The sequence below is a fragment of the Pseudoduganella sp. LjRoot289 genome (assembly GCF_964252925.1).
Classification (GTDB): Bacteria; Pseudomonadota; Gammaproteobacteria; order Burkholderiales; family Burkholderiaceae_D; genus Rugamonas.
In genome coordinates, this window is sequence record NZ_CAXUPN020000001.1 from 5,710,311 (window position 1) to 5,732,584 (window position 22,274).

A 22,274-nucleotide genomic window follows, 5' to 3' on the forward strand; every position below is an offset into this window, starting at 1 on the left:
ATACACAGGCTTATACACAGCCGTCCGCCGCGCCAGTCCGGCCGGGGCGGACAGGCTTTGCCTGGGCCTGCTTATTCCCGGCCAACTCACAGCTTTCCCACAACGTTATGCACAGGCCGGTAAACTTGTCCTCGGTTATCCCCGACTTATCCCGACCTTGTTCAGGCGGATACTCACAAAGTTATGCACATTTTTTAGCACTACTGTTTGTATACACAGTGCTCCGGTTGCGGGGTGATGCGTGGCTGCTATCTCTTTGAATACACTAGGTTTATTCGAAACTTATCCGGTCGTTGCCCAAAGCTTGTCAGACGGTTTTCCTCAGGCTTGCCCACACTTTTATCCACAGGCTGCGGACATAAAAAAACGGCGCCTCGCGGCGCCGTCGTAGAAAGATGAGGCAGTTTACTTCTTGACCTTGACCGGGCGTTTCCAGCCAGGAACCGTCATCTGCTTGGGCCGCGAAATGGTCAGCTGCTCGGGCGGCGCGTCCTTGGTCAGCGTGGTGCCCGCGCCTATCGTGGCGCCACGGCCGACGGTCACCGGGGCCACCAGCTGGCTGTCGCTGCCGATGAAGGCGTCGTCCTCGATCACGGTGCGGAACTTGTTGGCGCCGTCGTAATTGCAGGTGATGACGCCGGCACCGACGTTCACGCGCGAACCGATGGTGGCGTCGCCCACATAGGCCAGATGGTTGGCCTTGCTGTGCGCGGCGATCTGGCTGTTCTTGATTTCCACGAAGTTGCCGATGTGGACGTCTTCGGCCAGGTCGGTGCCCGGGCGCAGGCGCGCGTACGGGCCGATGATGGACTTGGCGCCCACCACGGCGTCTTCGATGTGGCAGAAGGGCTTGATCTGCGCGCCGGCGGCAATGCGGGCGTTGACCAGTACGCTATGCGCACCCACGGTCACGCCGTCGGCCAGCTCGACCCTGCCTTCGAACACGCAGCCAACGTCGATGGTGACGTCGCGCCCGCAGACCAGCTCGCCGCGCACGTCGATGCGGGACGGGTCCATCAAGGTCACGCCGCGCTCCAGCAGCGCCTTGGCGATGTTGAGCTGGTGGATGCGTTCGAGCTGGGCCAGCTGCACCTTGGAGTTGACGCCGGCCACTTCCCATTCGCCCGAAGGCTGGGCCGAGACCACCGGCACGCCGTCCGCCACGGCCTGGGCCACGATGTCGGTCAGGTAGTACTCGCCCTGGGCGTTATTGTTCTGCAAGGCGGCCAGCCACTTCTTCAGGTGCACGGTCGGCGCGACGATGATGCCGCTGTTGATTTCCTTGATGGCGCGCTCGTCGGCGCTGGCGTCCTTCTCCTCGACGATGCGCACGATCTGCTCGTCCTCGCGCACGATGCGGCCCAGGCCGAAGGGATCGTCCTGCACCACGGTGAGGATGCCCAGCTTGTCTTGTCCGGCCGCGTCCACCAGGCGCTGCAGCGAGGCCGCCGTGGTCAGCGGCACGTCGCCGTACAGGATCAGAGTGGGGTAAGCCTCGTCCAGCGCTGGCAGCGCCTGCATGACCGCGTGGCCGGTGCCCAGCTGCGGTTCCTGCAGCGCGGCGGAGATATCGGTGCCCGGCACCTTCTTCTCCAGCTCTAATTGTTCCAGCACAGCAGCGCCGCCGTGGCCGTAAATAACGCATAATCGGGCCGGGGACAGGCCGCGCGCCGTATCGATGACGTGCGACAACAAGGGTTGGCCGGCCAGCGGGTGCAGCACTTTGGGCAGAGCGGACTGCATGCGTTTGCCCATGCCGGCGGCGAGGATGACTACATTCATAGGGCTACTCTAAAGAGTTGAAATTATGGAAAAGTTTAACATGCAGGGCACGCGCTTCCGGGGCGCACGCTACATTTTCCTGATCGCTTTGCTGGCGCTGCTGGGCGCCTGCAGTTCCCTAAGACTGGCCTACAACAACGGCGACACCTTGCTGTTCTGGTGGCTGGACGCCTACGTCGACCTGGACTCGGCGCAAAAGCCCGGTGTGAAGTCCGATATCGGCGATTTTTTCCGCTGGCACCGCAAAACCCAGCTGCAAGACTATGCGCAAGTGCTGAGGCACGCACAGCAGCAATTGCAGGCCAACCCGACCTTGGCCGACCTGCAGGCCGACTACAAGGACATCCGCGCCCGCACCGAGGCGGCCATGCTGAAAGGCGCGCCCGACATCGCCGAGCTGGCGCTGGCGCTCAAGCCGGAGCAGCTGGCGCAGATGGAGAAGAAATTCGCCAAGAACAATAGCGAGTTCCGCAAAAAGAACATGAAGGGCGGGCGCGACGAGCAGCTCAAGTTCCGCTACAAGAAATCGATGGACCAGTTCGAACTGTGGTTCGGCAATTTCAGCCGCGAGCAGGAGGAGATCATCCGCAAGGCGTCCGACGCGCGGCCGCTGGACAATGAACTGTGGCTGGACGAGCGCATCCGGCGCCAGAAGGGCATCCTCGCCGTGGCGCGCAAGATCCAGCAGGAGAGGCCGGCGCCGGCGGCTGCCGAGGCCATGGTGCGCCAGCTGATCGAGGACAACTTCGACCGCACCGAGAAGCCGTCCGACCGCAAGGCCTTCTTCGACGCCTACCAGACCGGCACCATGGAACTGGTGCTGACGGTAATCCGCATCGCCACGCCGGAGCAGAAGGCGCACGCGCACAAGCGCATGCAAGGCTGGATCGAGGATTTGAACGCGCTGGCGGCGCAGGCGCATTAGGCCGGGTGACGCCCATGTTATAGTGCCGCCATGCAAAAGAAAGCCTCCAACAAACCCGCCAGAGTGCCCGTCCACGGGCCTAAACACAGCAACCAGGTCCGCATTATCGGCGGCGCCTGGAAGCGTACGCCGCTGCCCGTGCTCGAAGCGCTGGGCCTGCGTCCGACGCCGGACCGCGTGCGCGAAACCGCCTTCAACTGGATCAGCCACCTGCGCGACGGCGAATGGGCCGGCACCCATGTGCTCGACCTGTTCGCCGGCAGCGGCGCGCTCGGTTTCGAGGCGGCCAGCCGCGGCGCCGAGCGCGTCGTCATGGCCGACAGCAACACCGCCGTGGTGCGCCAGCTGGACGCCGTCAAAGCCAAGCTGAACGCCGCCAATGTGCAGCTGCTGCGCAGCGACGCGCTGGCCACCGCGCAGTCGCTGGCCGTGCGCGGCCAGACGTTCGACCTGATCTTCCTCGATCCCCCCTATCAGCAGGAATTCCTGGAGCGCGCTTTGCCGCTATGCAGCAAACTGCTCAAGGAAAACGGCCTGGTGTACGCCGAATCCGGCCTGCCGCTGACCTTCGAAGAAGGCGAGTCGCCGGAGTGGATGGCGGGCTGGGAAGTGGTCCGGGCCGACAAGGCCGGGATGGTGTTCTATCATCTGCTGCAGTACCGGGGCTAGGCAGGGACCAGGCGGAGGCCGGGCTAAGACCAGCAAAAGCGAGACGGCCGGGAAGCCCCGGTTTTAAGGCCCGCCTGCTTTTCAGGCATAATGCGACATCTAAATGGTGCATCGCAAGGGAGCCGCAATGGTTGTAGCTGTTTATCCGGGAACGTTCGATCCGCTCACGCGCGGGCATGAAGATTTGGTGCGCCGCGCGTCCGGCCTGTTCGACACGCTGGTGGTCGGCGTCGCCGACAGCCAGAACAAGCATCCCTTCTTCTCGCTCGAAGAGCGCCTGGAGATCGCCAACGAGGTGCTGGGCCACTATCCGAACGTGAAAGTGCAGAGCTTCTCCGGTCTGCTGAAAGACTTCGTGCGCCAGCACGACGCGCGCGTCATCGTGCGCGGCCTGCGCGCCGTGTCCGATTTCGAATACGAGTTCCAGATGGCGGGCATGAACCGCTACCTGCTGCCGGACGTCGAAACGCTGTTCCTGACCCCGTCCGACCAGTACCAGTTCATTTCCGGCACCATCGTGCGCGAAATCGCCGTGCTGGGCGGCGACGTCTCCAAGTTCGTCTTCCCGTCCGTCGACCGCTGGCTGCAAAAGAAGATCGCAGCGATGAAGAGCGCGAAGGCCGAAGGTTAAGGACACATCATGGCTTTACTGATTACCGACGAGTGCATCAACTGCGACGTGTGCGAGCCCGAGTGCCCGAACGACGCCATCTACATGGGGACCGAGATCTACGAGATCGACCCCAACAAATGCACCGAGTGCGTCGGCCACTTCGACGAGCCGCAGTGCGTGCAGATCTGCCCGGTCGAATGCATCCCCTTCAATCCGGCCTGGCGTGAAACCCAGGAAGAGTTGATGGCGAAGTACCACCGCCTGACCGACGGCAAGACGGACAAGAAGGCCGAGTAAGGCGAGAAGTCATCATTCCCTGGTGCCGGTGGTATATTCACCGCATACAACACCTAGGAGACAGCATGACTTCACCGCGCCAACATCGCTGCCGCACCCGCCGCCGCACCCTCCTGAAAAGCGCCGCCGCAGCCGTGCTGCTGGCGCTGGCCGGCTTGCCGGTCATTCCAGCCTGTGCCGCCGAAGTGGCCGGTATCAAATTCGACGAGGCCATCACCGTCAACGGCGCGCCGCTCAAGCTGAACGGCGCCGGCGTGCGGACCAAAGTCATCTTCAAGGTCTATGCGCTGGGCCTGTACCTGACCGAGAAGAAATCCACCGTGGCCGACATCCTCGCCGCCGAGACGCCGAGCCGTATCCGGATCGTGTCGCTGCGCGAACTGACATCGGAAGAGTTCGGCCGTGCCTTCATGGCCGGCCTGAATGACAATACCGACCAGGCAGAACGCAACAAGATCGTTCAGCAAACCAGGCAATTCGGTGAAATGTTCGCCGCTATCCCCGCCTTCAAAAAAGGCGACGTGCTGACGGTGGACTGGATGCCCGGTTCGGGCACGCAAGTGATGATGAACGGCAAGAACGTGGGCGGCGTGCTGCCGGACCATGCCTTCTTCAATGCGATCTTGCGGATCTGGCTGGGCGACAAGCCCGTGGACAGCGGGCTGAAACCTCAGCTGCTGGGTGAAAAATAAAGATGTTGCGGCGCGGCAGAGAACCTGCCGCGCGGTACCGGCCAGCGTGCGGCCGTAACCCGGTTACAGCGGCCCGCTCAGGCGCGGGCGGCCATGGCGCGCAATTCGGCGGCGTGGCTGGGCGCGCCGTCCATCGCATTGAGCATGCGGTTCAGCATCATGGCATCCTTCATCAGGCGGCGCTGCAGGCGTTGCTCCTTGTTCAGCTTGGGACGCACGACCAGCAGCAACGCACGGGCGATACCGCGCAGCAGCGGCTTGAACAGCAGCAGCAGGGACAAGGCCAGGACGGCGCCCAGCAGGATTTGAATGGCATCCATAATCGAAAGATCGAGGGTCAGGGCTTGTACAGCAGAAATGAAGGTGGACATTGAAGTTGAGGTGCAATTACAATCAAGTGTCACTATAGTGCGCTGCAACATATAAATCCAATTTCGTTTCCCGATATCATCTATACGGAACGTGAATAAGAGTCAAAACCATAACGCCGGGCAACCATGAGCTTTCTGACGCTGGACTTGAACCTGCTGCGAGTTTTCGACGCGGTGATGACCGAGCAAAACCTGACCCGCGCCGCCGGCCATCTGGCCATGACGCAGCCGGCCGTATCGAACGCCATCAAGCGCCTGCGCGAGAGCCTGGGCGACGAATTGCTGATCCGCACGGCCTACGGCGTGAAGCCGACCCCGCGCGCCGAGGCGCTGTGGCCGTCGGTGCGGGGCGCGCTGGCCAGCCTGGAGGCGGCAGTCACGCCGGAGACCTTCGACGTCTCCAAGGCGCACGCCACCTTCCGCCTGGCCATGGCGGACGCCACCGCCGCCTTCTGGCTGCCCTCGCTGATGCGTTCGATCGAACGCGAGGCGCCGGGCGTCAACGTGCGCATGGTGCCGCTGACCACGCGCGAACCGCGCCCCATGCTGCTGCGCGGCGACGTCGACCTGGCGGTGGGCTTCTTCCCCGGCGTGGCGGCCCAGCTGTCGAGCGACACCAGTTCGCCGATCCGGCATGAGCGCCTGTATTCCGGGCACTATGTGTGCGTGATGCGGCGCGACCATCCGCTGGCCAAGGTGGATTTGACGCTGGAGAACTACTGCGCGGCGAACCATTTGCTGGTGAGCTTCTCCGGCCGCGCGCACGGCCTGGTGGACGAGGCGCTGGCGCAGATCCAGCGCGAGCGCCGCATCCTGCTGACGGTGAACCAGTTCTTCACGGCGGGGCGGGTGGTGGCCAATTCGGACTTGATCACGGTGCTGCCCAAGCATTTGATCGCCTCGACCGGCATGACGGACGCGCTGATCCACAAGGAGCTGCCGTTCACGCTGCCGGCGGTGCACCTGGACATGCTGTGGCACGAGCGCGACGCCCGCAGCCCGGCGCACAAATGGCTGCGCGCCAACCTCGAAGGCATGAACAACGTGGCCCAGCGCACCGCCCCGGGCACCAGCCCGCGCAGCGATACTTACTAAGCCAGCGGTGTGATGGCGGGTTACGCGCCCAGGCGCTAACCCTCCCTACAAGCAGCGGCGGTCCGTAGGGCAATGTCGGACCTCACCCCGATTTTCGCCCGCAGGTTACGGCGGTCCGTAGGGGCGGATTAGCACGCAGTGGCTCGGCCCCCCCGCATAACCCACCATCAATGCGCGGCGGAACGGTAGCCGATGCGGAAGCCGCCCCAGTGCTGTCCGTTCACAAAGATCGGCGCCGACAAGTCGTGCATCACCTCGCCGGTGTCGCGCTTGTACGTTTGCAGCAGGAAGGGTTTGGTGTTCGAGCCGCAGCGTTTGCCGGTTCGGTCGCTGAAGATCCGCTTGGTCCGGTTGTTGACGATGTCGACGTCGTAGTCGCCCGTCAGCGGCTGCGAGAACTTCTTGTTGTGGGTGGGGAAATAGCCATTGTTATCCACAGCGCCCGCGTAAGCCAGGTGCGGCAGGCGCGTCAGCAAGCCTTCCTGCAGCTCCGGCAGTGCGCGGTCGGTGAAACTGTCGAACTTGGTGCTGTGCTTGGGCGGATCGGTGTTCGGGATAGGCGTGTACTGGCGGTCGAACAGCGCCGCGTGCGAAATCCTGCCGCCGGCGATGGCCGCTTCGAACAGCTTGCCGACTTCCCCGGCCGCAGCCTGTGCCGCCATGCGAATCTCGTCGTGCGCGGTGGCCACGTCCGACATGCCCAGCGCCGCCGCGATCACCTCGGCCCGCTCGGCCAGCGCCATGGCCGAACCGGTGGCGCGCGGCAGCTCGGCGTCGGTGGAGAGCATGCTGTCGCGGATCTGCGTGATGGCGTCGGCGATCACGCGCGTGGTGTCGACATGCTCGCGGGAGGCGCGCGCAATCTGGCCGATGGCCTTCTCCGACACGCCGGACGAGGCCTCGATGCTGGTCAGCAGCCCGTGCACGGTTTCCACATTGCCGGCCGCCTCGCTGACCATGCCCGACAGTGAATCCATGCCGGCCGTGGCCGACGCGGCCTGTTCGTTGATGGCGCGCACCATGGCGCTGATCTCGTCGGTCGCTTCCTTGGTGCGCTGCGCCAGCTGGCGCACTTCGCCGGCGACGACCGCGAAACCGCGCCCCTGTTCGCCCGCGCGCGCCGCCTCGATGGCGGCGTTCAGCGCCAGCAGGTTGGTGCGGGCGGAGATTTCGGTGATGGCTTCGGTGAAGCCGTAAATGCTGCGCGCCTTTTCCTGCAGGCTGGCCATGGTGGCGGCAGCCTGCTGGGCGTCGTTGCGGGCGCGGCTGATGCGCGCCAGGCCCTGGTCCGCCTCGGCGCGGCCGGCTTCGGTTTCCGCCCGTACCTGCGCCGCCACCGCGGCAGCGCGCTCGGCGTGGGCCGCGATCTGCTCGGTGGCGCGCGCGTTCTGGCCGGAGCTGGTGGCGATCTCGCTGGCCGTGCGCACATCGCTTTCAATCTTCTTTTTGACCGAGTCGACGAAATAGGAAGTCTCCGCCGCGCCTATCATGATGGCGTCGATCTCCTCACCCACCACGTGGGCGAAGCGGCGCGTGCCGTCGTCGCCGCTGCCGTCGCCGACCGACTGGGCCAGCTGCGCCGTGATCGCCGCCGCCAGGCCGCCCAGGATGGCCTGCCATGGCGAACCGGCGCCAGCCACCTGGGCCAACCATGCTGTGCAAGCGCCTGCCGCGGTGGCGCCGAGTATCCGCAAAATTTGTCGCACCTGCTTGTGCTGCAACTTCATTCGACCTCCATCATTACATTGCGGCGTCCGGCGCATCGCCCCGGGCGTATGTCACTATTTGATCGGCAACTTGCTCGTGTTCTTGACTTCTTCCATCACAGCATAAGTATGGGTTTCACGCACGCCCTTTTGCAGCAGAGTCTTGCCAAGGAATTCGCGGTAGGCCGCCATGTCTTTCACGCGTGCCTTCACCAGGTAGTCGAAACCGCCCGCCACCATGTGGCACTCGAGCACTTCCGGTATTACCTGGACGCTATGTTTGAACGCATCGAAGACTTCCGGCGTGGTACGATCGAGCACCACTTCAATGAACACCAGCAGCGACACATCCAGCAATTGCGGGTTGAGCTGGGCGGTGTAGCCCATGATATAGCCGGACTCGTGCAGCTTGCGCACCCGCTCCAGGCACGCCGCCGGCGACAGATTGACGCGCGCCGCCAGCTCGACATTGCTGATGCGGCCGTCGCTTTGAAGCTCCATCAGGATCTTCTTACTGATCTTGTCCAGCATGTGTTTATCCCCCTCAAATTATATTTGGTTAAATTCTCTCACCAAAAACAATGTATTGCTAGTCCTAAGTAATACCAGAATTAATCCAGAAGAATTCCCCCTACAATCGAATCATTAGCAGCACGCCCCGATTCCGGTCGATGACGCTCGCCCCGCCTGGTGCCGGACGGGCGTTTTTACTGTGCTCGTCTCAACGATTCCCATTGTAGAAAGCCTTTCCATGCAAGCAGTCGCCACGCCGTTTTCCACCCTGCAAGCCGAGATCCTGCGCGACCCGAGCCCGCTGCGCGCCGCCATCACCGCCGCCTACCGCCGCGACGAGGCCGGCGCCGTGCAGTGGCTGCTCGGCGAGGTGCGCGAAGGCGGTACTGCCGACGCGCAAGCGCTGGCGCACCGGCTGGTGTCGGCCGTGCGCAAGGAGCGCACCCGCGCCTCCGGCGTCGACGCGCTGATGCATGAGTTCTCGCTGTCGTCGGAGGAAGGCGTGGCGCTGATGTGCCTGGCCGAAGCACTGTTGCGCATCCCCGACAGCGCCACCGCCGACCGCCTGATCGCCGGCAAGATCAGCAAGGGCGACTGGCGCAAGCACCTGGGCGAATCGCCGTCGATGTTCGTCAACGCGGCCACCTGGGGCCTGCTGGTGACCGGCAAGCTGGTCAGTTCGAGCAGCGAGCAGGGCCTGGGCTCGGCCATCACCCGTTTGATCGCCAAGGGCGGCGAACCGCTGATACGCAAGGGCGTGGACCTGGCCATGCGCATGCTGGGCAACCAGTTCGTGACCGGCCAGACCATAGACGAAGCGATCAAGAACGGCCAGCCCAATGAAGCGCGCGGCTACCGCTATTCCTACGACATGCTGGGCGAGGCGGCGCTGACCGAGGCGGACGCGGCCCGCTACTACGCCGCCTACGAGACGGCCATCCACGCCATCGGCCGCGCGTCGAACGGACGCGGCATCAAGGACGGCCCCGGCATTTCGGTAAAACTGTCGGCGCTGCACCCGCGCTACTCGCGCGCGCAGCACGCCCGCGTGATGAACGAACTGCTGCCGCGCCTGACCGCGCTGGTGCTGCTGGCCAAGCAATACAACATCGGCCTGAACATCGACGCGGAAGAGGCCGACCGGCTGGAACTGTCGCTGGACCTGATGGAAGCCATGGCGTTCAATCCCGCCTTGGCCGGCTTCGACGGCATCGGCTTCGTGGTGCAGGCTTACCAGAAACGCTGCCCCTTCGTGATCGACTACCTGGTCGACCTGGCCAAGCGCAGCGGCCGCAAGTTCATGGTGCGCCTGGTCAAGGGCGCCTACTGGGACGCCGAGATCAAGCGTGCCCAGGTGGACGGCATGCCCGGCTACCCGGTCTACACGCGCAAGGTCTACACCGACGTCTCCTATCTGGTGTGCGCGCAGAAGCTGCTGGCCGCGACCGAGCTCATCTTCGCGCAATTCGCCACCCACAACGCGCAAACCCTGGCCACCATCCACACGTGGGCCAAGGCGGGCGGGGTGTCCAACTACGAATTCCAGTGCCTGCACGGCATGGGTGAATCGCTGTACGACCAGGTGGTGGGCAAGGACAACCTGGACAAGGCCTGCCGCATCTACGCCCCGGTCGGCTCGCACGAAACGCTGCTGGCCTACCTGGTGCGCCGCCTGCTGGAAAACGGCGCCAACTCCTCCTTCGTCAACCAGATCGTCGACGAGGCGATCCCGGTCGAAGCGCTGATCAAGAACCCGGTCGACGCCGCGCGCGAGCAGGGCGGGCAGCCGCACGCCGCGATTCCGCTGCCGGTGGACATGTTCGGCGCCGAACGCCGCAACTCCGCCGGCCTGGACCTGGCCAACGAGGACATGCTGCGCCATATATCGGCCGCGCTGGCCCAGCCGCGCAGCTGGAACGCGGGCCCCTTGCTGGCCGGCGCCGTCACCATCGGCCAGGTCTCGCAGCCGGTGATCAACCCCGCCCAGCGCGCCGACGTGGTCGGTTCCGTCAGCGAAGCGAGCGCTGCCGATGTCGACGGCGCGCTGGCCAGCGCCAGCGCCTTTGCCATGGACTGGCAAACCACCGAACCGTCGCTGCGCGCCGCCGCCCTGAACCGCGCCGCCGACCTGTTCGAGCACAACATGCTGGAACTGATGGCCCTGGCCATCCGCGAGGCCGGCAAGTCGCTGCCAAACGCCATCGCCGAGATCCGCGAGGCGGTCGATTTCCTGCGCTACTACGCGGCGCAGGCCGGCGGCGCGCCCAACACCCTGGCGCTCGGTCCGGTCGCATGCATCAGCCCGTGGAACTTCCCGCTGGCCATCTTCACCGGCCAGGCCGCCGCCGCGCTGGCGGCCGGCAACGTGGTGCTGGCCAAGCCGGCCGAGCAGACGCCGCTGATTGCCCACCGCGCGGTGGAACTGATGCACGAAGCCGGCGTGCCGCGCGCCGCGCTGCAATTCCTGCCGGGGCGCGGCGACGTGGTCGGCGCCGGACTGTGCAATGACGCGCGCGTGAAAGGCGTCATCTTCACCGGCTCCACCGAAGTGGCGCAGCTGATCAACCGCACCCTGGCCAGGCGCGCGGTCGCCGAAGGCGCCGACATCCCGCTGATCGCCGAGACCGGCGGCCAGAACGCCATGATCGTCGACTCCTCCGCGTTGCCGGAGCAAGTGGTGCAGGACGCGATCTCGTCCGCCTTCGACAGCGCCGGCCAACGCTGCTCCGCGCTGCGCGTGCTGTTCCTGCAGGAAGACATTGCCGACAAGACCATCAAAATGCTGCAAGGCGCGATGGGCGAGCTCAACATTGGCAGCCCCGACCGTTTGATCACCGACATCGGCCCCGTGATCGACAGAGAAGCGCAGCAAAACCTGCTCGGCCACATCGAAAAGATGAAGAAATCGGCGCTGAACCACTACTCCTTGCCCCTGCCGGCGGCTTCGGCCGGCACTTTCGTGCCGCCGACCGTGCTGGAAATCCGCTCGCTGGACGAGCTGAGCAAGGAAGTGTTCGGCCCCGTGATGCACGTGATCCGCTACAAGCGCGCCGACCTGGGCAAGATCGTCGAGCAGATCAACGCCAGCGGCTACGGGCTGACGCTGGGCGTGCACTCCCGCATCGATGAAACCATCGACTTCATCACCGCCCGCGCGCACGTCGGCAACATCTACGTCAACCGCAATATCGTGGGCGCCGTGGTCGGCGTGCAACCCTTCGGCGGCGAAGGCAAATCGGGCACCGGCCCGAAAGCGGGCGGTCCGCTGTACCTGAAGCGCTTGCAGCGCGGTGCGCTCGCGCCGGCCCAGCACGCCCGCCTGGCCACGCCGGCGCTGGATGCGCTGGAAGTCTGGGCCAAGGGCAAGAACGAGCGTGTCGTCTCGCTGGCGGACCAGTACGCGCACAGCACGCCCCTGGGCAAGACCATGGAATTGCCGGGCCCGACGGGCGAGCGCAACACCTTGAGCTTCGTCCCGCGCGGCGCGGTGGTGTGCATTGCGGAGACGGCCGAAGTGCTGCTGAACCAGATCGCGGCGGTGCTGGCGACCGGCAACCAGGCGGTGGTGGTGTCGAAAGTGCTGCCGGAAGACCTGCCGGCGGAGGTAAAGGACCAGGTCAAGCTCGTCAACAGCCTGGCCAGCGTCTCCTGCGGGTTCCAGGTGGCCTTGGTTGAGTCCGCCCTGTCCCATGGGGTACGCGAGCAGCTGGCGGCCCGTGAAGGGGCCCTGGTGGCCGTCATAGACACTGTCGCAGGCGAGGCCATCCCCCTTTGGCGTCTCGTCGCTGAGCGCGCCCTGTGCGTCAACACGACGGCGGCGGGCGGCAACGCCAGTCTGATGACCCTCGGCGCCTAAGTTCCCCGCTCCCCCCTCAAAGCCAGGCAGTCCGCCTGGCTTTTTTCATTTCAGCAAGCCTGTGGATAAATCCGACCTTCTCCACAAGGCCGCGAACCGACGAAAAGGGGCCAGGGTCAAATCGTAAAAGGGGCCAGGGTTAATTAATTGCCGTTTTAAGCAATTCCTTGCGTCACCGCAATCTCTATTTCCTCTAGGTCGTTACGCTGGATGTATGCCAAGACCTCCTCGCATCCAGCTCGCAGGCGTTCCCATACACATCGTGCAAAGGGGGCACAATCGTTCACCTTGCTTTTTCGAAGCGGAAGACTTCGAATTCTATTTGCACTGGCTGGGCGTTGCACTGCAGGAAAATGAATGCGCGCTGCACTCCTACGTACTGATGGACAACCATGTTCATCTCTTGCTGACCCAGGCCGAGCTGGGCAACTGCGCACGGCTCTTCATGTCGCTAGGGAGACGATTTGTTCATTTCGTCAACACAAAGTACAAGCGCTCAGGCACCTTGTGGGAAAGCAGATATCGCTCGTCGCTCGTCCAGGCGGAAAGCTATCTGATGCGCTGTCACCACTACATCGAGTACAACCCGGTTCGGGCCAACATGGTGCACGATCCCGCATCCTATCGATGGAGCAGCTACCGAGCCAATGCGCTGGGCCAGCGCAATCCGCTGATAACGCCACATGCCCTCTACACGGGTTTGGCCAGCCTCCCTGATGCACGCCACCTGGCATATCGTGATCTATGCGCGCAGTTGCTTGGAGAACCTGAGATTTTGACCATCAGGCGAGCCCTTAACCATGGGAAACCGCTGGGCAATGATAGTTTCCGGGCATCCGTTGAAGAACTTATCACCGAAAACTGCGAAATTCGGGATCGAGGACGTCCTCGAAAGGACGAAAAATAACCCTGGCCCTTTTTACGATTTGACCCTGGCCCCTTTTCGCGGGGGGCTGCGGGTGCGTTGTGGATAACTGTGGATTTGTGCACAGGGGGGCGATTGCAGGTGCGGGGCTAGCGGTTCTGGCAGAAGGATTTGAGGATGCCGTAGGCATAGCGGCTGGCGACAGTCTGGACGAAGTGCATGAAGTCGATTGCGGCGTCTTCATTGGCGTTGTCGGAGATGGTGCGGATCACGCCAAACGGGATGCCTAACTCGAAACATACTTGCGCAACCGCTGCGCCTTCCATCTCCACCGCGAGCAATTCGGGCAATGCATCCTTCAAAGCGGACAACTGCGCGCGTTTGTTGATGAATTGGTCGCCGCTGGCGATCAATCCGCGGTGCGTTTGCGGATTGCCGGATTCGTTTTCCAGGAATTCCTTGGCGGCAGCGGCCAACTGGCGCGTCAAATCGCGGTCGCTTGCAATCCGCGAAAGACCGGTTAACGGGATCTCGAACCTCGGGAACAATGGACTGGCGTCCATATCGTGCTGAACCAGGCTGTCTGCTATTACAACATCGCCAACCCTTACTCCCAGATCCCCGCTTCCGGCGACTCCCGTGAAGACGATGTGGGTAACTCCGAACTTTTCCACAAGGATGCTCGCAGTCATGGCGGCCGCTACCTTGCCTATACGCGACAGGACGCATACCGCATCGATGTGCCAGAGCTTGCCTTCAGTGTACTCACGCATGCCATGGGTGACCTTGTGCTGGCTTTCCATGGCTTCTATCAGCCCGTTTTGCTCTTCAGCGAGTGCACTGATGATGCCTAGACGCATTTTTTCTCCGTTTTTCAGGTTCGCGTTTTCTTTTATAGGTTTACAACAAAGATATATATAAAAAATAGTAGTAGATAGTAAACGCGCGTTTTTTTGTGGATAAGCCTGTTAACAAGCCAAAAATCAAGGGTTTACGACGTTTACAACCTGCTGCACAAGCATTGTATCTACGAAGAACGACTTCTGGACAAGATTTTCCGTGTGCAGAACTTCGGGCTTTGCCCACAAGTCATCCTGTGGATATGCATGACCTTATCCACAATCCCTGTTTTGCATGCATTTTTGAGCTCTGTTCCATTCGCTTCGAAATCCGCGTCTTCCTTAGTTTGTTAACTAATGTTTTATATACAGATGATAGTAGTAGTAAACGTCGTTCTTCCTGTGGATAACCACGTAAACATCAGTGAAATCATGGATTTGCGGAAAAGATAAGCGGCAGGACAATCGCTGTACTAGCGCAGGGGCAAAACTTGGATAAAAATTGGGTGGTGGACAATTCACTTCCTTACCCACATGTCATCCTGTGGATATCCATGGACTTATCAACAGCCACGTGCAGTTCTTCCGAATCTCCCTTGGTACGGGTTTGGAAACCAGGACGTCTTGGCCGGGAACATCCGCCGGTTCGCCGGTCCTGGCGCCAGACTTCCCCTTCCCAACCTAAACCGTCATTGCTGAGCAAGGGAGGCCTCAAATAAACGGTTTGGCCGGCCAGGGCGGTGTGCAGCTGCGGTTTAGACAGCGTGTAGACGGCCAGACCTGTCATTTCTTCCACTTTGCGTCCCACGGCGCTTTGAGGAGCTCGTTTGACGACGTACTCGAAGCGCCGACTGGTGAAGGTGCAGCGGTCGACGTAGGTGATGATGACGGGCAAATAGCCGGCGATCAGGCCCAGCCGTTCCAGAAGTCGTGGGTGAAAGTACTGCTACGTGAGCAGAGCAGGGCGCGCAGATTGGCCAGCAGACGTCCGTGATAGCCAAGATAGCCTTTGGGGTGGGCTGGTCTGTTGTTTTTCGCTCTGCCGCCATGCTTGCTCCGTCTCTACTGCCAGGTGAACTCTGCCAATCCAGTCTGGGAGAAGACCAGCTTCAGCGGCAGAAGAGCTTGCAGGAATGCAGGGTTTGCAGGGTTTTTGGCCTTTGCGGGGGAAAGCAGGAAGCTTTGGTTTACTTTAAAGAGGTATGTATACAAAATAATAGTAGTTGTTAACGTAGTCACTTTTCTGTGGATAACCGGGTTAACTGGATTAGAATCAACCGTTTGCGGCCTGTACAACACGGCGCGTAAACGGTGTACGGCTGAAGGACTGTATCTGGACAAAATTTGACGTCCCGGTTTACCTTTTGCTTACTCACAAACCATGCCTGTGGATATCCATATAGTTATCAACAGGCACCAGGAGGCTGTCATGGAGCTGCTGTCCCTGTTTCCCCATCCCATCATCCAGGGCCCGACGAATGGCGGCGGCAACACGCCGGAGCAGATCGCGGCTGTTTGCAATGCCGGCGCGCTCGGTTCGCTGGCCGGTTCGCTGCTGGGGCCCGACGCGCTGCGCGCCCAGGTGGCCGCCATCCGTGCGCTGACCGACAAGCCGTTTTTGATCAATTTCTTCGTCCAGGGCATGCCTTCGCCCACTGTGGCCGAGCTGGAACGCGCGGCCGAGCTGTTGAAGCCGGTGTGGTCCGAGCTGGGCTGGCAGGAGTTGCCGATGCCGGCCAAGTGGTGTGAAGATTTCTCCGCCCAGTTTGAAACGCTGCTGGAGTTGCGGCCCGCTGTGGCGAGTTTCACCTTCGACATTCTGAATCCGGATCAGGTTGCCCGGCTGCACGCGGCCGGCATTGCGGTGATCGGGACTGTGACCACCATTGCCGAGGCCTTGGCCTGGCAGGCAGCCGGTGCCGATGCGGTGGTGGCATCCGGCGTGGAGGCGGGCGGCCACCGCGGCACTTTCATCGGCGCCCAGAAGGATGCGACGCTGACCACTTTCGAGCTGCTGCCGGCGGTGGTGGCGGCGGTGCGCATACCGGTGATTGCCGCCGGCGGCATCATGGACGGCAAGGATATCAAACGCGCGCTGGCGGCTGGCGCCAAGGCGGTGCAGATGGGCACGGCTTTCCTGGTGACGAATGAATCGGGCATTCATCCGGCTTACAAGCAGTGCCTGTTGTCGGCGGGCGACCGTCCCACCCGTCAGACGCGGGCCTTTTCCGGCCGCTATGCGCGCGGGCTGGAAAACCGCTTCATGCGCGTGATGGGGGAGGTGGAGCTGCAAGTGCCGGCGTATCCGGTGCAGAACGCGCTGACCGGCAGCATACGTGCCGAGGCGGCCAGGCGCGGCGATACGGAATGGATGTCGCTGTGGTGCGGCAGCGGCGTCGGCCGCGCGCGGGGCATGCCGGCGGCCAAGCTGGTGGAAACCTTGCTCAAGGAAATGCAAGCAGGCTGACACGTTTTTAATATCCGGAAGGAGTGGTCTTTGGAATCTGCTGGACAGTTCGACTACATCATCATCGGCGCCGGCACTGCCGGCTGCGTACTTGCCAACCGGCTCACCCGCGACAAGAACGCCAACGTCCTGCTGATCGAGGCGGGCGGCAAGGACGACTATCTGTGGATACATATCCCGGTCGGTTACCTGCATTGCATCAACAATCCCCGCACCGACTGGCTGTACCGCACCGAAGCCGACCCCGGCCTGGGCGGACGCAGCCTGATCTATCCGCGCGGCAAAGTGCTGGGTGGCAGTTCTTCCATCAACGGCATGATTTACATGCGCGGCCAGGCCGGCGATTACGACCGCTGGGCCGAGGCCTGCGGCGACGACAGCTGGCGCTGGCAGTCGGTGCTGCCGCTGTTCCGCCAGAGCGAGGATTACCATGGCGGCGCCGGTGATTTCCACGGCGCGGGCGGCGAATGGCGGGTCGAAAAGCAGCGCCTGTCGTGGCAGATCCTGGACGCTTTCCGCGATGCGGCCGAGCAGACCGGCATACCGAAAGTGGACGATTTCAACCAGGGCGACAACCTTGGTTGCGCCTATTTCGAGGTGAACCAGAAGCGCGGCATACGCTGGAACACGGCCAAGGCATTTCTCAAAGTGGCGGCTGGCCGCCCCAACCTCACCATCATGACCGGCTGCCACGTGGAAAAGCTGCTGGTGGAGCAGGGCGCGGATGGCAGCCATGGCCCGGTCTGCAAGGGCGTAGTGTTTAGCGGCGGCGGCACGCAGTGGCGGGCCGACAGCGCGCGCGAAACCATATTGGCGGCCGGATCTGTCGGCTCGCCGCAGCTGCTGCAGCTGTCGGGCATCGGCCCGGCTGGCATGCTGAACGAGCTGGGTATCGTGCCGGTGGCGGATCTGCCCGGTGTCGGCGGCAACCTGCAGGACCATTTGCAGCTGCGCATGGTGTTCAAGGTGAGCGGCGTCAAGACACTGAACGTGCTGGCCAGCAACTGGTTCGGCAAGATGCGCATCGGCCTGGAGTACGCGATGTTCCAGAGCGGGCCGATGTCGATGGCGCCGTCGCAGCTGGGGGCGTTCGCCCGCTCGGACCCGGGCCAGGCGGCGCCCAACCTGCAATACCATGTGCAGCCGCTGTCGCTGGAGAAGTTCGGCGACCCGTTGCACGCCTTCCCTGCCTTCACGGCCAGCGTGTGCAATCTGCGGCCGACTTCGCGCGGCCATATACGCATCGCCAGCGCCGATTCCTACGCTCCGCCCAAGATCACGCCGATGTACCTGAACACGCCGGAAGACCGGCAAGTGGCGGCCGACGCACTCAGGTTGACGCGCCGCATCGCCGCCGCGCCCGCGCTGGCGCAATACCTGCCGGAAGAGTACAAGCCCGGACCCGCGTTCCAGACCGACGAGGAACTGGCGGCGGCGGCCGGCGCCATCGGCACCACCATCTTCCACCCGGTCGGCACGTGTCGGATGGGGCGGGAAAACGACACTTTGGCCGTCGTCGACAGCCAGTTGCGTGTGCGTGGTGTAGCTGGACTACGGGTGGTCGACGCCTCCGTCATGCCCTTTATCACCTCCGGAAACACCAATTCCCCGACCATCATGATTGCCGAGAAAGCCGCGCAGATGATTCATTCCAGCTGGAAATAAATTGGTTTTCACACCACTTTTTGACCTGGGTCAATGTGCGCCGTTTTGTAGTCAAACTTACTAGTTTGATGGTATTTATACTGTATTGTTCATCATTTTTTTTGTGTGTATGATCGACTCAAAATTTGGCAGTTTATAAAGAATAACCAGGAGACACGATGTCAAACTTCATCTTGGAAACAAGAAATTTGACCAAGGAATTCAAGGGTTTCACTGCTGTAAACGACGTGAACTTGCAGGTCCAGCGCGGCCACATACACGCGTTGATCGGTCCCAACGGGGCCGGAAAAACCACCTGCTTCAATTTGTTGACCAAGTTCCTGGTGCCCACCTCGGGCCAGATCCTGTTCAACGGCAACGACATCACCGCTGCCCAGCCTGCCCAGATCGCGCGCATGGGCGTGATCCGCTCTTTCCAGATTTCCGCCGTCTTCCCCCACCTGACCGTGCTGCAGAATGTACGCATCGGCCTGCAGCGCCAGCTGGGCACCACCTTCCATTTCTGGAAAAGCGAGCGCTCGCTGTCGCAGCTGAACGCGCGCGCCATGGAACTGCTGGCCGAGGTGGACCTGACCGAGTTCGCCGACACTGTCACCGTCGACATGCCCTATGGCCGCAAGCGCGCGCTCGAGATCGCCACCACGCTGGCCATGGAGCCCGAGCTGATGCTGCTCGACGAGCCGACCCAGGGTATGGGCCACGAGGACGTGCACCGGGTTACCGAGCTGATCAAGAAGGTCTCTGCCGGCCGCACCATTTTGATGGTGGAACACAATATGAACGTGGTCTCCGGTATTTGCGACCGGATTTCGGTGCTGCAGCGCGGCGCCATGCTGGCCGAGGGCAATTATGCCGAGGTGTCGAAGAACCCCCAGGTAATGGAAGCGTATATGGGCACGGAAGCAAGCGAACTGGCGGGAGCGCACTGATGGCGGCGGCACTGGAGATCAGCAATCTGCAAGCCTGGTATGGCGAATCGCACATCCTGCACAACGTCAATATCTCAGTGCAGGCGGGCGAGGTCGTGACTTTGCTGGGCCGTAACGGCGCCGGCCGCACCACCACCTTGCGCGCAATCATGGGCCTGACCGGCACCCGCAAAGGTTCGATCAAGGTCAACGGCGTGGAAGCGATCGATTTGCCCACGCACAAGATCGCCCACCTCGGCATCGGCTATTGCCCGGAAGAGCGCGGCATCTTCTCCTCGCTGTCGACCGAGGAAAACCTGCTGTTGCCGCCGCAGCTGGCCACAGGCGAGAAGGGCATGGGGATCGACGAAATCTACGCCATGTTCCCCAACCTGGAGGAACGCAGGAACAGCCAGGGCACGCGGCTGTCCGGCGGCGAGCAGCAGATGCTGGCGGTGGCGCGCATCCTGCGCACCGGCGCCCGCCTGCTGCTGCTCGACGAGATTTCCGAAGGCCTGGCGCCGGTCATCGTGCAGGGCCTGGCCCGCATGATTCTGGCGCTGAAGGCCAAGGGCTACACCATCGTCATGGTGGAACAGAATTTCCGCTTCGCCGCTCCGTTGGCGGATCGGTTTTACGTGATGGAGCATGGTCAGATCGTCGAGACTTTCGCTGCATCGGAGTTGAGCGCCAAGATGTCGGTGTTGACCGAGCTGCTCGGCGTGTAAGTGCTTTTACCGTACCACTACAAAACCTTTCAGGACGGAGACAAAAAATGAAACTAAACGCTATCGCCACCGCCACCGCGGCAATTTGCGCCATGGGCCTTTCCTTCGCCGCGCAGGCACAGGTGTCCGGCGACACCATCAAGATCGGCTTCATCACCGACATGTCCGGCCTGTATTCCGATATCGACGGCCTGGGCGGTGCGGAAGCGATGAAGATGGCGATCGCCGACGCCGGCGTCGTCATCGCCGGCAAAAAAGTTGAATTCATTTCCGCCGACCACCAGAACAAGGCCGACATCGCCGCCTCCAAGGCGCGCGAATGGTTCGACCAGCAGGGCGTCGACCTGCTGATCGGCGGCACCAACTCGGGCGCCAACCTGGCCATGGCCAAGGTGGCGGGCGAGAAGAAGAAGGTCTTCATCTCGATCGGCGCCGGCTCGGCCCGCCTGACCAACGAAGAGTGCACCCCGTACACCGTGCACTACGCCTACGACACCGTGGCGCTGGCGCGCGGCACGGGCGGCGCGATCACCAAGCAGGGCGGCAAGAACTGGTACTTCATGACCGCCGACTACGCCTTCGGCCAGTCGCTGGAAAAAGACACGGCCGAGGTGGTGAAAGCGGCCGGCGGCAAAGTGCTGGGCAGCGTCAAGCATCCGCTGTCGGCGTCCGACTTCTCGTCCTTCCTGCTGCAGGCGCAATCGTCCGGCGCGCAGATCCTGGGCCTGGCCAACGCCGGCGGCGACGCGATCAACTCGATCAAGGCGGCCAACGAATTCGGCATCACCAAGAAGATGAAGCTGGCCGGCCTGCTGATCTTCATCAACGACGTGCACTCGCTGGGCCTCAACACCACCCAGGGCATGTACCTGACCGACGGCTGGTACTGGGACCTGAACCCGGACACGCGCGCCTGGTCCAAGCGCTACTTCGAGAAGATGAAGAAGGAGCCGTCGATGCTGCAGGCGGCCGACTACTCGGCCGTGTCGAACTACCTGAAGGCCGTGAAAGCGGTCGGCACCGACGACTCCGACAAGGTGATGGCGCACTTGAAGAAAACGCCGATCAACGACATGTTCGCCAAGGGCGGGGTGATCCGCCAGGACGGCCGCATGGTGCACGACATGTATCTGATGGAAGTGAAGAAGCCGTCCGAGTCGAAATACCCTTGGGATTACTACAAGGTCGTCGCCACCATCCCGGGCGACCAGGCTTATGTGACCAAGGCCGAAACCAAGTGCGCGCTCTGGAAGTAAGTTAGCCTCAACCGCGTCGTTCCCGCGCAGGCGGGAACCCCTGGGCTGCGGGCTTCGGCCGGCGCAGCATGGGTTCCCGCTTTCGCGGGAACGACAAGTTATCTACTCCGTCACCGTCCGGTGATTTTTTATATCGCGAGCCATGGATATAACCAGCATTCCCCTGTCCGCGTGGATGAGCCAGCTGTTGCTGGGTCTCGTCAACGGTTCCTTCTACGCCATGCTGTCGCTCGGCCTGGCCGTGATCTTCGGCCTGCTCAATGTGATCAACTTTTCGCACGGCGCGCTGTACATGATGGGCGCGTTCCTGGCGTGGATAGGCATGACCTACCTGGGCATGAACTACTGGGCCGTGCTGCTGCTCGCTCCGCTGGTGGTGGGGCTGTTCGGCATCGCCATCGAAAAAACCATGCTGCGCTGGCTCTACAAGCTGGACCACCTGTACGGCCTGCTGCTGACCTTCGGCATCACGCTGGTGGTCGAGGGCGTGTTCCGTTCCTTCTACGGCGTGTCGGGCCAGCCTTTCGAAACCCCGGCGCTGCTGCAGGGCGCCACCGACCTCGGCTTCATGTTCCTGCCAAACTACCGTGCCTTCGTGGTGGTCGCCTCGCTGCTGGTCTGCCTGGCCACCTGGTACGTGATCGAGAAAACCAAGCTTGGCTCCTACCTGCGCGCCGGCACCGAGAACCCGAAACTGGTGGAGGCCTTCGGCGTCAACGTGCCGCTGATGGTCACCCTGACCTACGGCTTCGGCGTGGCGCTGGCGGGCTTCGCCGGCGTGCTGGCCGCGCCCATCATCCAGGTGTCGCCGCTGATGGGTTCCAACCTCATCATCGTAGTGTTCGCCGTGGTGGTAATCGGCGGCATGGGTTCCATCATGGGTTCCATCCTGACCGGCCTGGCGCTGGGCGTGATCGAGGGCCTGACCCGCGTGATCTACCCCGAGGGCTCGGCCGTCGTGGTGTTCGTGGTGATGGTGATCGTGCTGCTGCTGCGTCCCGCCGGCCTGTTCGGTAAAGAGAAATAA

At 62.5% G+C, this 22,274-nt stretch carries 19 protein-coding genes; 14 read left to right on the top strand and 5 right to left on the bottom strand.

Translation table 11 applies throughout. The annotated features are described in order from the left end of the window. Positions 1-405: 405 nt before the first annotated feature. Positions 406-1,782: a bifunctional UDP-N-acetylglucosamine diphosphorylase/glucosamine-1-phosphate N-acetyltransferase GlmU gene (gene glmU, locus ACSQ8Y_RS24500; RefSeq protein ID WP_436269008.1), complete on the bottom strand. Its 1,377-nt coding sequence runs from the start codon at positions 1,780-1,782 to the stop codon at positions 406-408. 25 nt (positions 1,783-1,807) lie between these two features. Between glmU and ACSQ8Y_RS24505 the strand changes: the two genes are divergently transcribed. The 5 genes from ACSQ8Y_RS24505 (at position 1,808) to ACSQ8Y_RS24525 (ending at position 4,978) form a co-directional block, all read left to right on the top strand. Next, positions 1,808-2,707: a DUF6279 family lipoprotein gene (locus tag ACSQ8Y_RS24505; protein WP_436269009.1), complete on the top strand. Its 900-nt coding sequence runs from the start codon at positions 1,808-1,810 to the stop codon at positions 2,705-2,707. 30 nt (positions 2,708-2,737) lie between these two features. Then, a complete protein-coding gene (gene rsmD, locus ACSQ8Y_RS24510) occupies positions 2,738-3,376 on the top strand; it encodes a 16S rRNA (guanine(966)-N(2))-methyltransferase RsmD (protein WP_436269010.1) in 639 nt (212 codons plus the stop codon). A gap of 127 nt (positions 3,377-3,503) precedes the next feature. Continuing rightward, a complete protein-coding gene (gene coaD, locus ACSQ8Y_RS24515; protein WP_436269011.1) occupies positions 3,504-4,007 on the top strand; it encodes a pantetheine-phosphate adenylyltransferase in 504 nt (167 codons plus the stop codon). Between the two features lie 9 nt (positions 4,008-4,016). Next, a complete protein-coding gene (locus tag ACSQ8Y_RS24520; RefSeq protein WP_436269012.1) occupies positions 4,017-4,286 on the top strand; it encodes a YfhL family 4Fe-4S dicluster ferredoxin in 270 nt (89 codons plus the stop codon). Between the two features lie 65 nt (positions 4,287-4,351). Next, complete coding sequence (locus ACSQ8Y_RS24525) at positions 4,352-4,978, top strand: chalcone isomerase family protein (RefSeq protein ID WP_436269013.1); 627 nt, start codon at positions 4,352-4,354, stop codon at positions 4,976-4,978. Between the two features lie 77 nt (positions 4,979-5,055). Here ACSQ8Y_RS24525 and ACSQ8Y_RS24530 read toward each other — a convergent pair whose 3' ends face one another. Further along, positions 5,056-5,298: a hypothetical protein gene (locus ACSQ8Y_RS24530; RefSeq protein ID WP_436269014.1), complete on the bottom strand. Its 243-nt coding sequence runs from the start codon at positions 5,296-5,298 to the stop codon at positions 5,056-5,058. A gap of 177 nt (positions 5,299-5,475) precedes the next feature. On the opposite strand from ACSQ8Y_RS24530, the gene ACSQ8Y_RS24535 reads away from it, so the two are divergent. Further along, positions 5,476-6,444, top strand: a complete 969-nt coding sequence (locus ACSQ8Y_RS24535; protein WP_436269015.1) for a LysR family transcriptional regulator — start codon at positions 5,476-5,478, stop codon at positions 6,442-6,444. Between the two features lie 167 nt (positions 6,445-6,611). Here the strand turns inward: ACSQ8Y_RS24535 and ACSQ8Y_RS24540 are convergent, their stop codons facing one another. Then, entirely contained in the window at positions 6,612-8,171 is a 1,560-nt protein-coding gene (locus tag ACSQ8Y_RS24540) for a methyl-accepting chemotaxis protein (protein ID WP_436269016.1), read from the bottom strand. 54 nt (positions 8,172-8,225) lie between these two features. Next, positions 8,226-8,681 (bottom strand): Lrp/AsnC ligand binding domain-containing protein, encoded by a 456-nt coding sequence (locus tag ACSQ8Y_RS24545; protein ID WP_028833852.1) that lies wholly within the window; start codon positions 8,679-8,681, stop codon positions 8,226-8,228. 220 nt (positions 8,682-8,901) lie between these two features. On the opposite strand from ACSQ8Y_RS24545, the gene putA reads away from it, so the two are divergent. After that, complete coding sequence (putA, locus tag ACSQ8Y_RS24550) at positions 8,902-12,519, top strand: trifunctional transcriptional regulator/proline dehydrogenase/L-glutamate gamma-semialdehyde dehydrogenase (RefSeq protein ID WP_436269017.1); 3,618 nt, start codon at positions 8,902-8,904, stop codon at positions 12,517-12,519. A 214-nt stretch (positions 12,520-12,733) separates the two neighbouring features. Beyond that, entirely contained in the window at positions 12,734-13,426 is a 693-nt protein-coding gene (locus ACSQ8Y_RS24555; protein ID WP_436269018.1) for a transposase, read from the top strand. 107 nt (positions 13,427-13,533) lie between these two features. Here ACSQ8Y_RS24555 and ACSQ8Y_RS24560 read toward each other — a convergent pair whose 3' ends face one another. Next, positions 13,534-14,244, bottom strand: coding sequence for a 5'-methylthioadenosine/adenosylhomocysteine nucleosidase (locus ACSQ8Y_RS24560; RefSeq protein WP_436269019.1), 711 nt, complete (start codon positions 14,242-14,244; stop codon positions 13,534-13,536). A gap of 1,408 nt (positions 14,245-15,652) precedes the next feature. Here ACSQ8Y_RS24560 and ACSQ8Y_RS24565 point away from each other — a divergent pair. From ACSQ8Y_RS24565 to ACSQ8Y_RS24590, 6 genes are all read left to right on the top strand, one after another. Next, positions 15,653-16,690: an NAD(P)H-dependent flavin oxidoreductase gene (locus ACSQ8Y_RS24565; protein ID WP_436269020.1), complete on the top strand. Its 1,038-nt coding sequence runs from the start codon at positions 15,653-15,655 to the stop codon at positions 16,688-16,690. Between the two features lie 30 nt (positions 16,691-16,720). Then, positions 16,721-18,355, top strand: coding sequence for a GMC family oxidoreductase (locus ACSQ8Y_RS24570; protein ID WP_436269021.1), 1,635 nt, complete (start codon positions 16,721-16,723; stop codon positions 18,353-18,355). Between the two features lie 158 nt (positions 18,356-18,513). Then, the gene (locus tag ACSQ8Y_RS24575; RefSeq protein WP_436269022.1) at positions 18,514-19,284 is read left to right on the top strand and encodes an ABC transporter ATP-binding protein; all 771 of its coding nucleotides are present in this window, start codon (positions 18,514-18,516) and stop codon (positions 19,282-19,284) included. Further along, positions 19,284-19,991, top strand: a complete 708-nt coding sequence (locus ACSQ8Y_RS24580; protein ID WP_436269023.1) for an ABC transporter ATP-binding protein — start codon at positions 19,284-19,286, stop codon at positions 19,989-19,991. Before ACSQ8Y_RS24575 ends, ACSQ8Y_RS24580 begins: the two co-directional genes overlap by 1 nt. Before the next feature lie 47 nt (positions 19,992-20,038). After that, complete coding sequence (locus ACSQ8Y_RS24585) at positions 20,039-21,247, top strand: ABC transporter substrate-binding protein (RefSeq protein WP_436269024.1); 1,209 nt, start codon at positions 20,039-20,041, stop codon at positions 21,245-21,247. A gap of 142 nt (positions 21,248-21,389) precedes the next feature. After that, positions 21,390-22,274, top strand: coding sequence for a branched-chain amino acid ABC transporter permease (locus tag ACSQ8Y_RS24590; RefSeq protein WP_436269025.1), 885 nt, complete (start codon positions 21,390-21,392; stop codon positions 22,272-22,274).

Bases quoted from the DNA above. Each gene is read 5' to 3' on its own strand.
- glmU (WP_436269008.1), bottom strand. From the start codon at position 1,782: ATGAATGTAGTCATCCTCGCCGCCGGCATGGGCAAACGCATGCAGTCC.
- ACSQ8Y_RS24505 (WP_436269009.1), top strand. From the start codon at position 1,808: ATGGAAAAGTTTAACATGCAGGGCACGCGCTTCCGGGGCGCACGCTAC.
- rsmD (WP_436269010.1), top strand. From the start codon at position 2,738: ATGCAAAAGAAAGCCTCCAACAAACCCGCCAGAGTGCCCGTCCACGGG.
- coaD (WP_436269011.1), top strand. From the start codon at position 3,504: ATGGTTGTAGCTGTTTATCCGGGAACGTTCGATCCGCTCACGCGCGGG.
- ACSQ8Y_RS24520 (WP_436269012.1), top strand. From the start codon at position 4,017: ATGGCTTTACTGATTACCGACGAGTGCATCAACTGCGACGTGTGCGAG.
- ACSQ8Y_RS24525 (WP_436269013.1), top strand. From the start codon at position 4,352: ATGACTTCACCGCGCCAACATCGCTGCCGCACCCGCCGCCGCACCCTC.
- ACSQ8Y_RS24530 (WP_436269014.1), bottom strand. From the start codon at position 5,298: ATGGATGCCATTCAAATCCTGCTGGGCGCCGTCCTGGCCTTGTCCCTG.
- ACSQ8Y_RS24535 (WP_436269015.1), top strand. From the start codon at position 5,476: ATGAGCTTTCTGACGCTGGACTTGAACCTGCTGCGAGTTTTCGACGCG.
- ACSQ8Y_RS24540 (WP_436269016.1), bottom strand. From the start codon at position 8,171: ATGAAGTTGCAGCACAAGCAGGTGCGACAAATTTTGCGGATACTCGGC.
- ACSQ8Y_RS24545 (WP_028833852.1), bottom strand. From the start codon at position 8,681: ATGCTGGACAAGATCAGTAAGAAGATCCTGATGGAGCTTCAAAGCGAC.
- putA (WP_436269017.1), top strand. From the start codon at position 8,902: ATGCAAGCAGTCGCCACGCCGTTTTCCACCCTGCAAGCCGAGATCCTG.
- ACSQ8Y_RS24555 (WP_436269018.1), top strand. From the start codon at position 12,734: ATGCCAAGACCTCCTCGCATCCAGCTCGCAGGCGTTCCCATACACATC.
- ACSQ8Y_RS24560 (WP_436269019.1), bottom strand. From the start codon at position 14,244: ATGCGTCTAGGCATCATCAGTGCACTCGCTGAAGAGCAAAACGGGCTG.
- ACSQ8Y_RS24565 (WP_436269020.1), top strand. From the start codon at position 15,653: ATGGAGCTGCTGTCCCTGTTTCCCCATCCCATCATCCAGGGCCCGACG.
- ACSQ8Y_RS24575 (WP_436269022.1), top strand. From the start codon at position 18,514: ATGTCAAACTTCATCTTGGAAACAAGAAATTTGACCAAGGAATTCAAG.
- ACSQ8Y_RS24580 (WP_436269023.1), top strand. From the start codon at position 19,284: ATGGCGGCGGCACTGGAGATCAGCAATCTGCAAGCCTGGTATGGCGAA.
- ACSQ8Y_RS24585 (WP_436269024.1), top strand. From the start codon at position 20,039: ATGAAACTAAACGCTATCGCCACCGCCACCGCGGCAATTTGCGCCATG.
- ACSQ8Y_RS24590 (WP_436269025.1), top strand. From the start codon at position 21,390: ATGGATATAACCAGCATTCCCCTGTCCGCGTGGATGAGCCAGCTGTTG.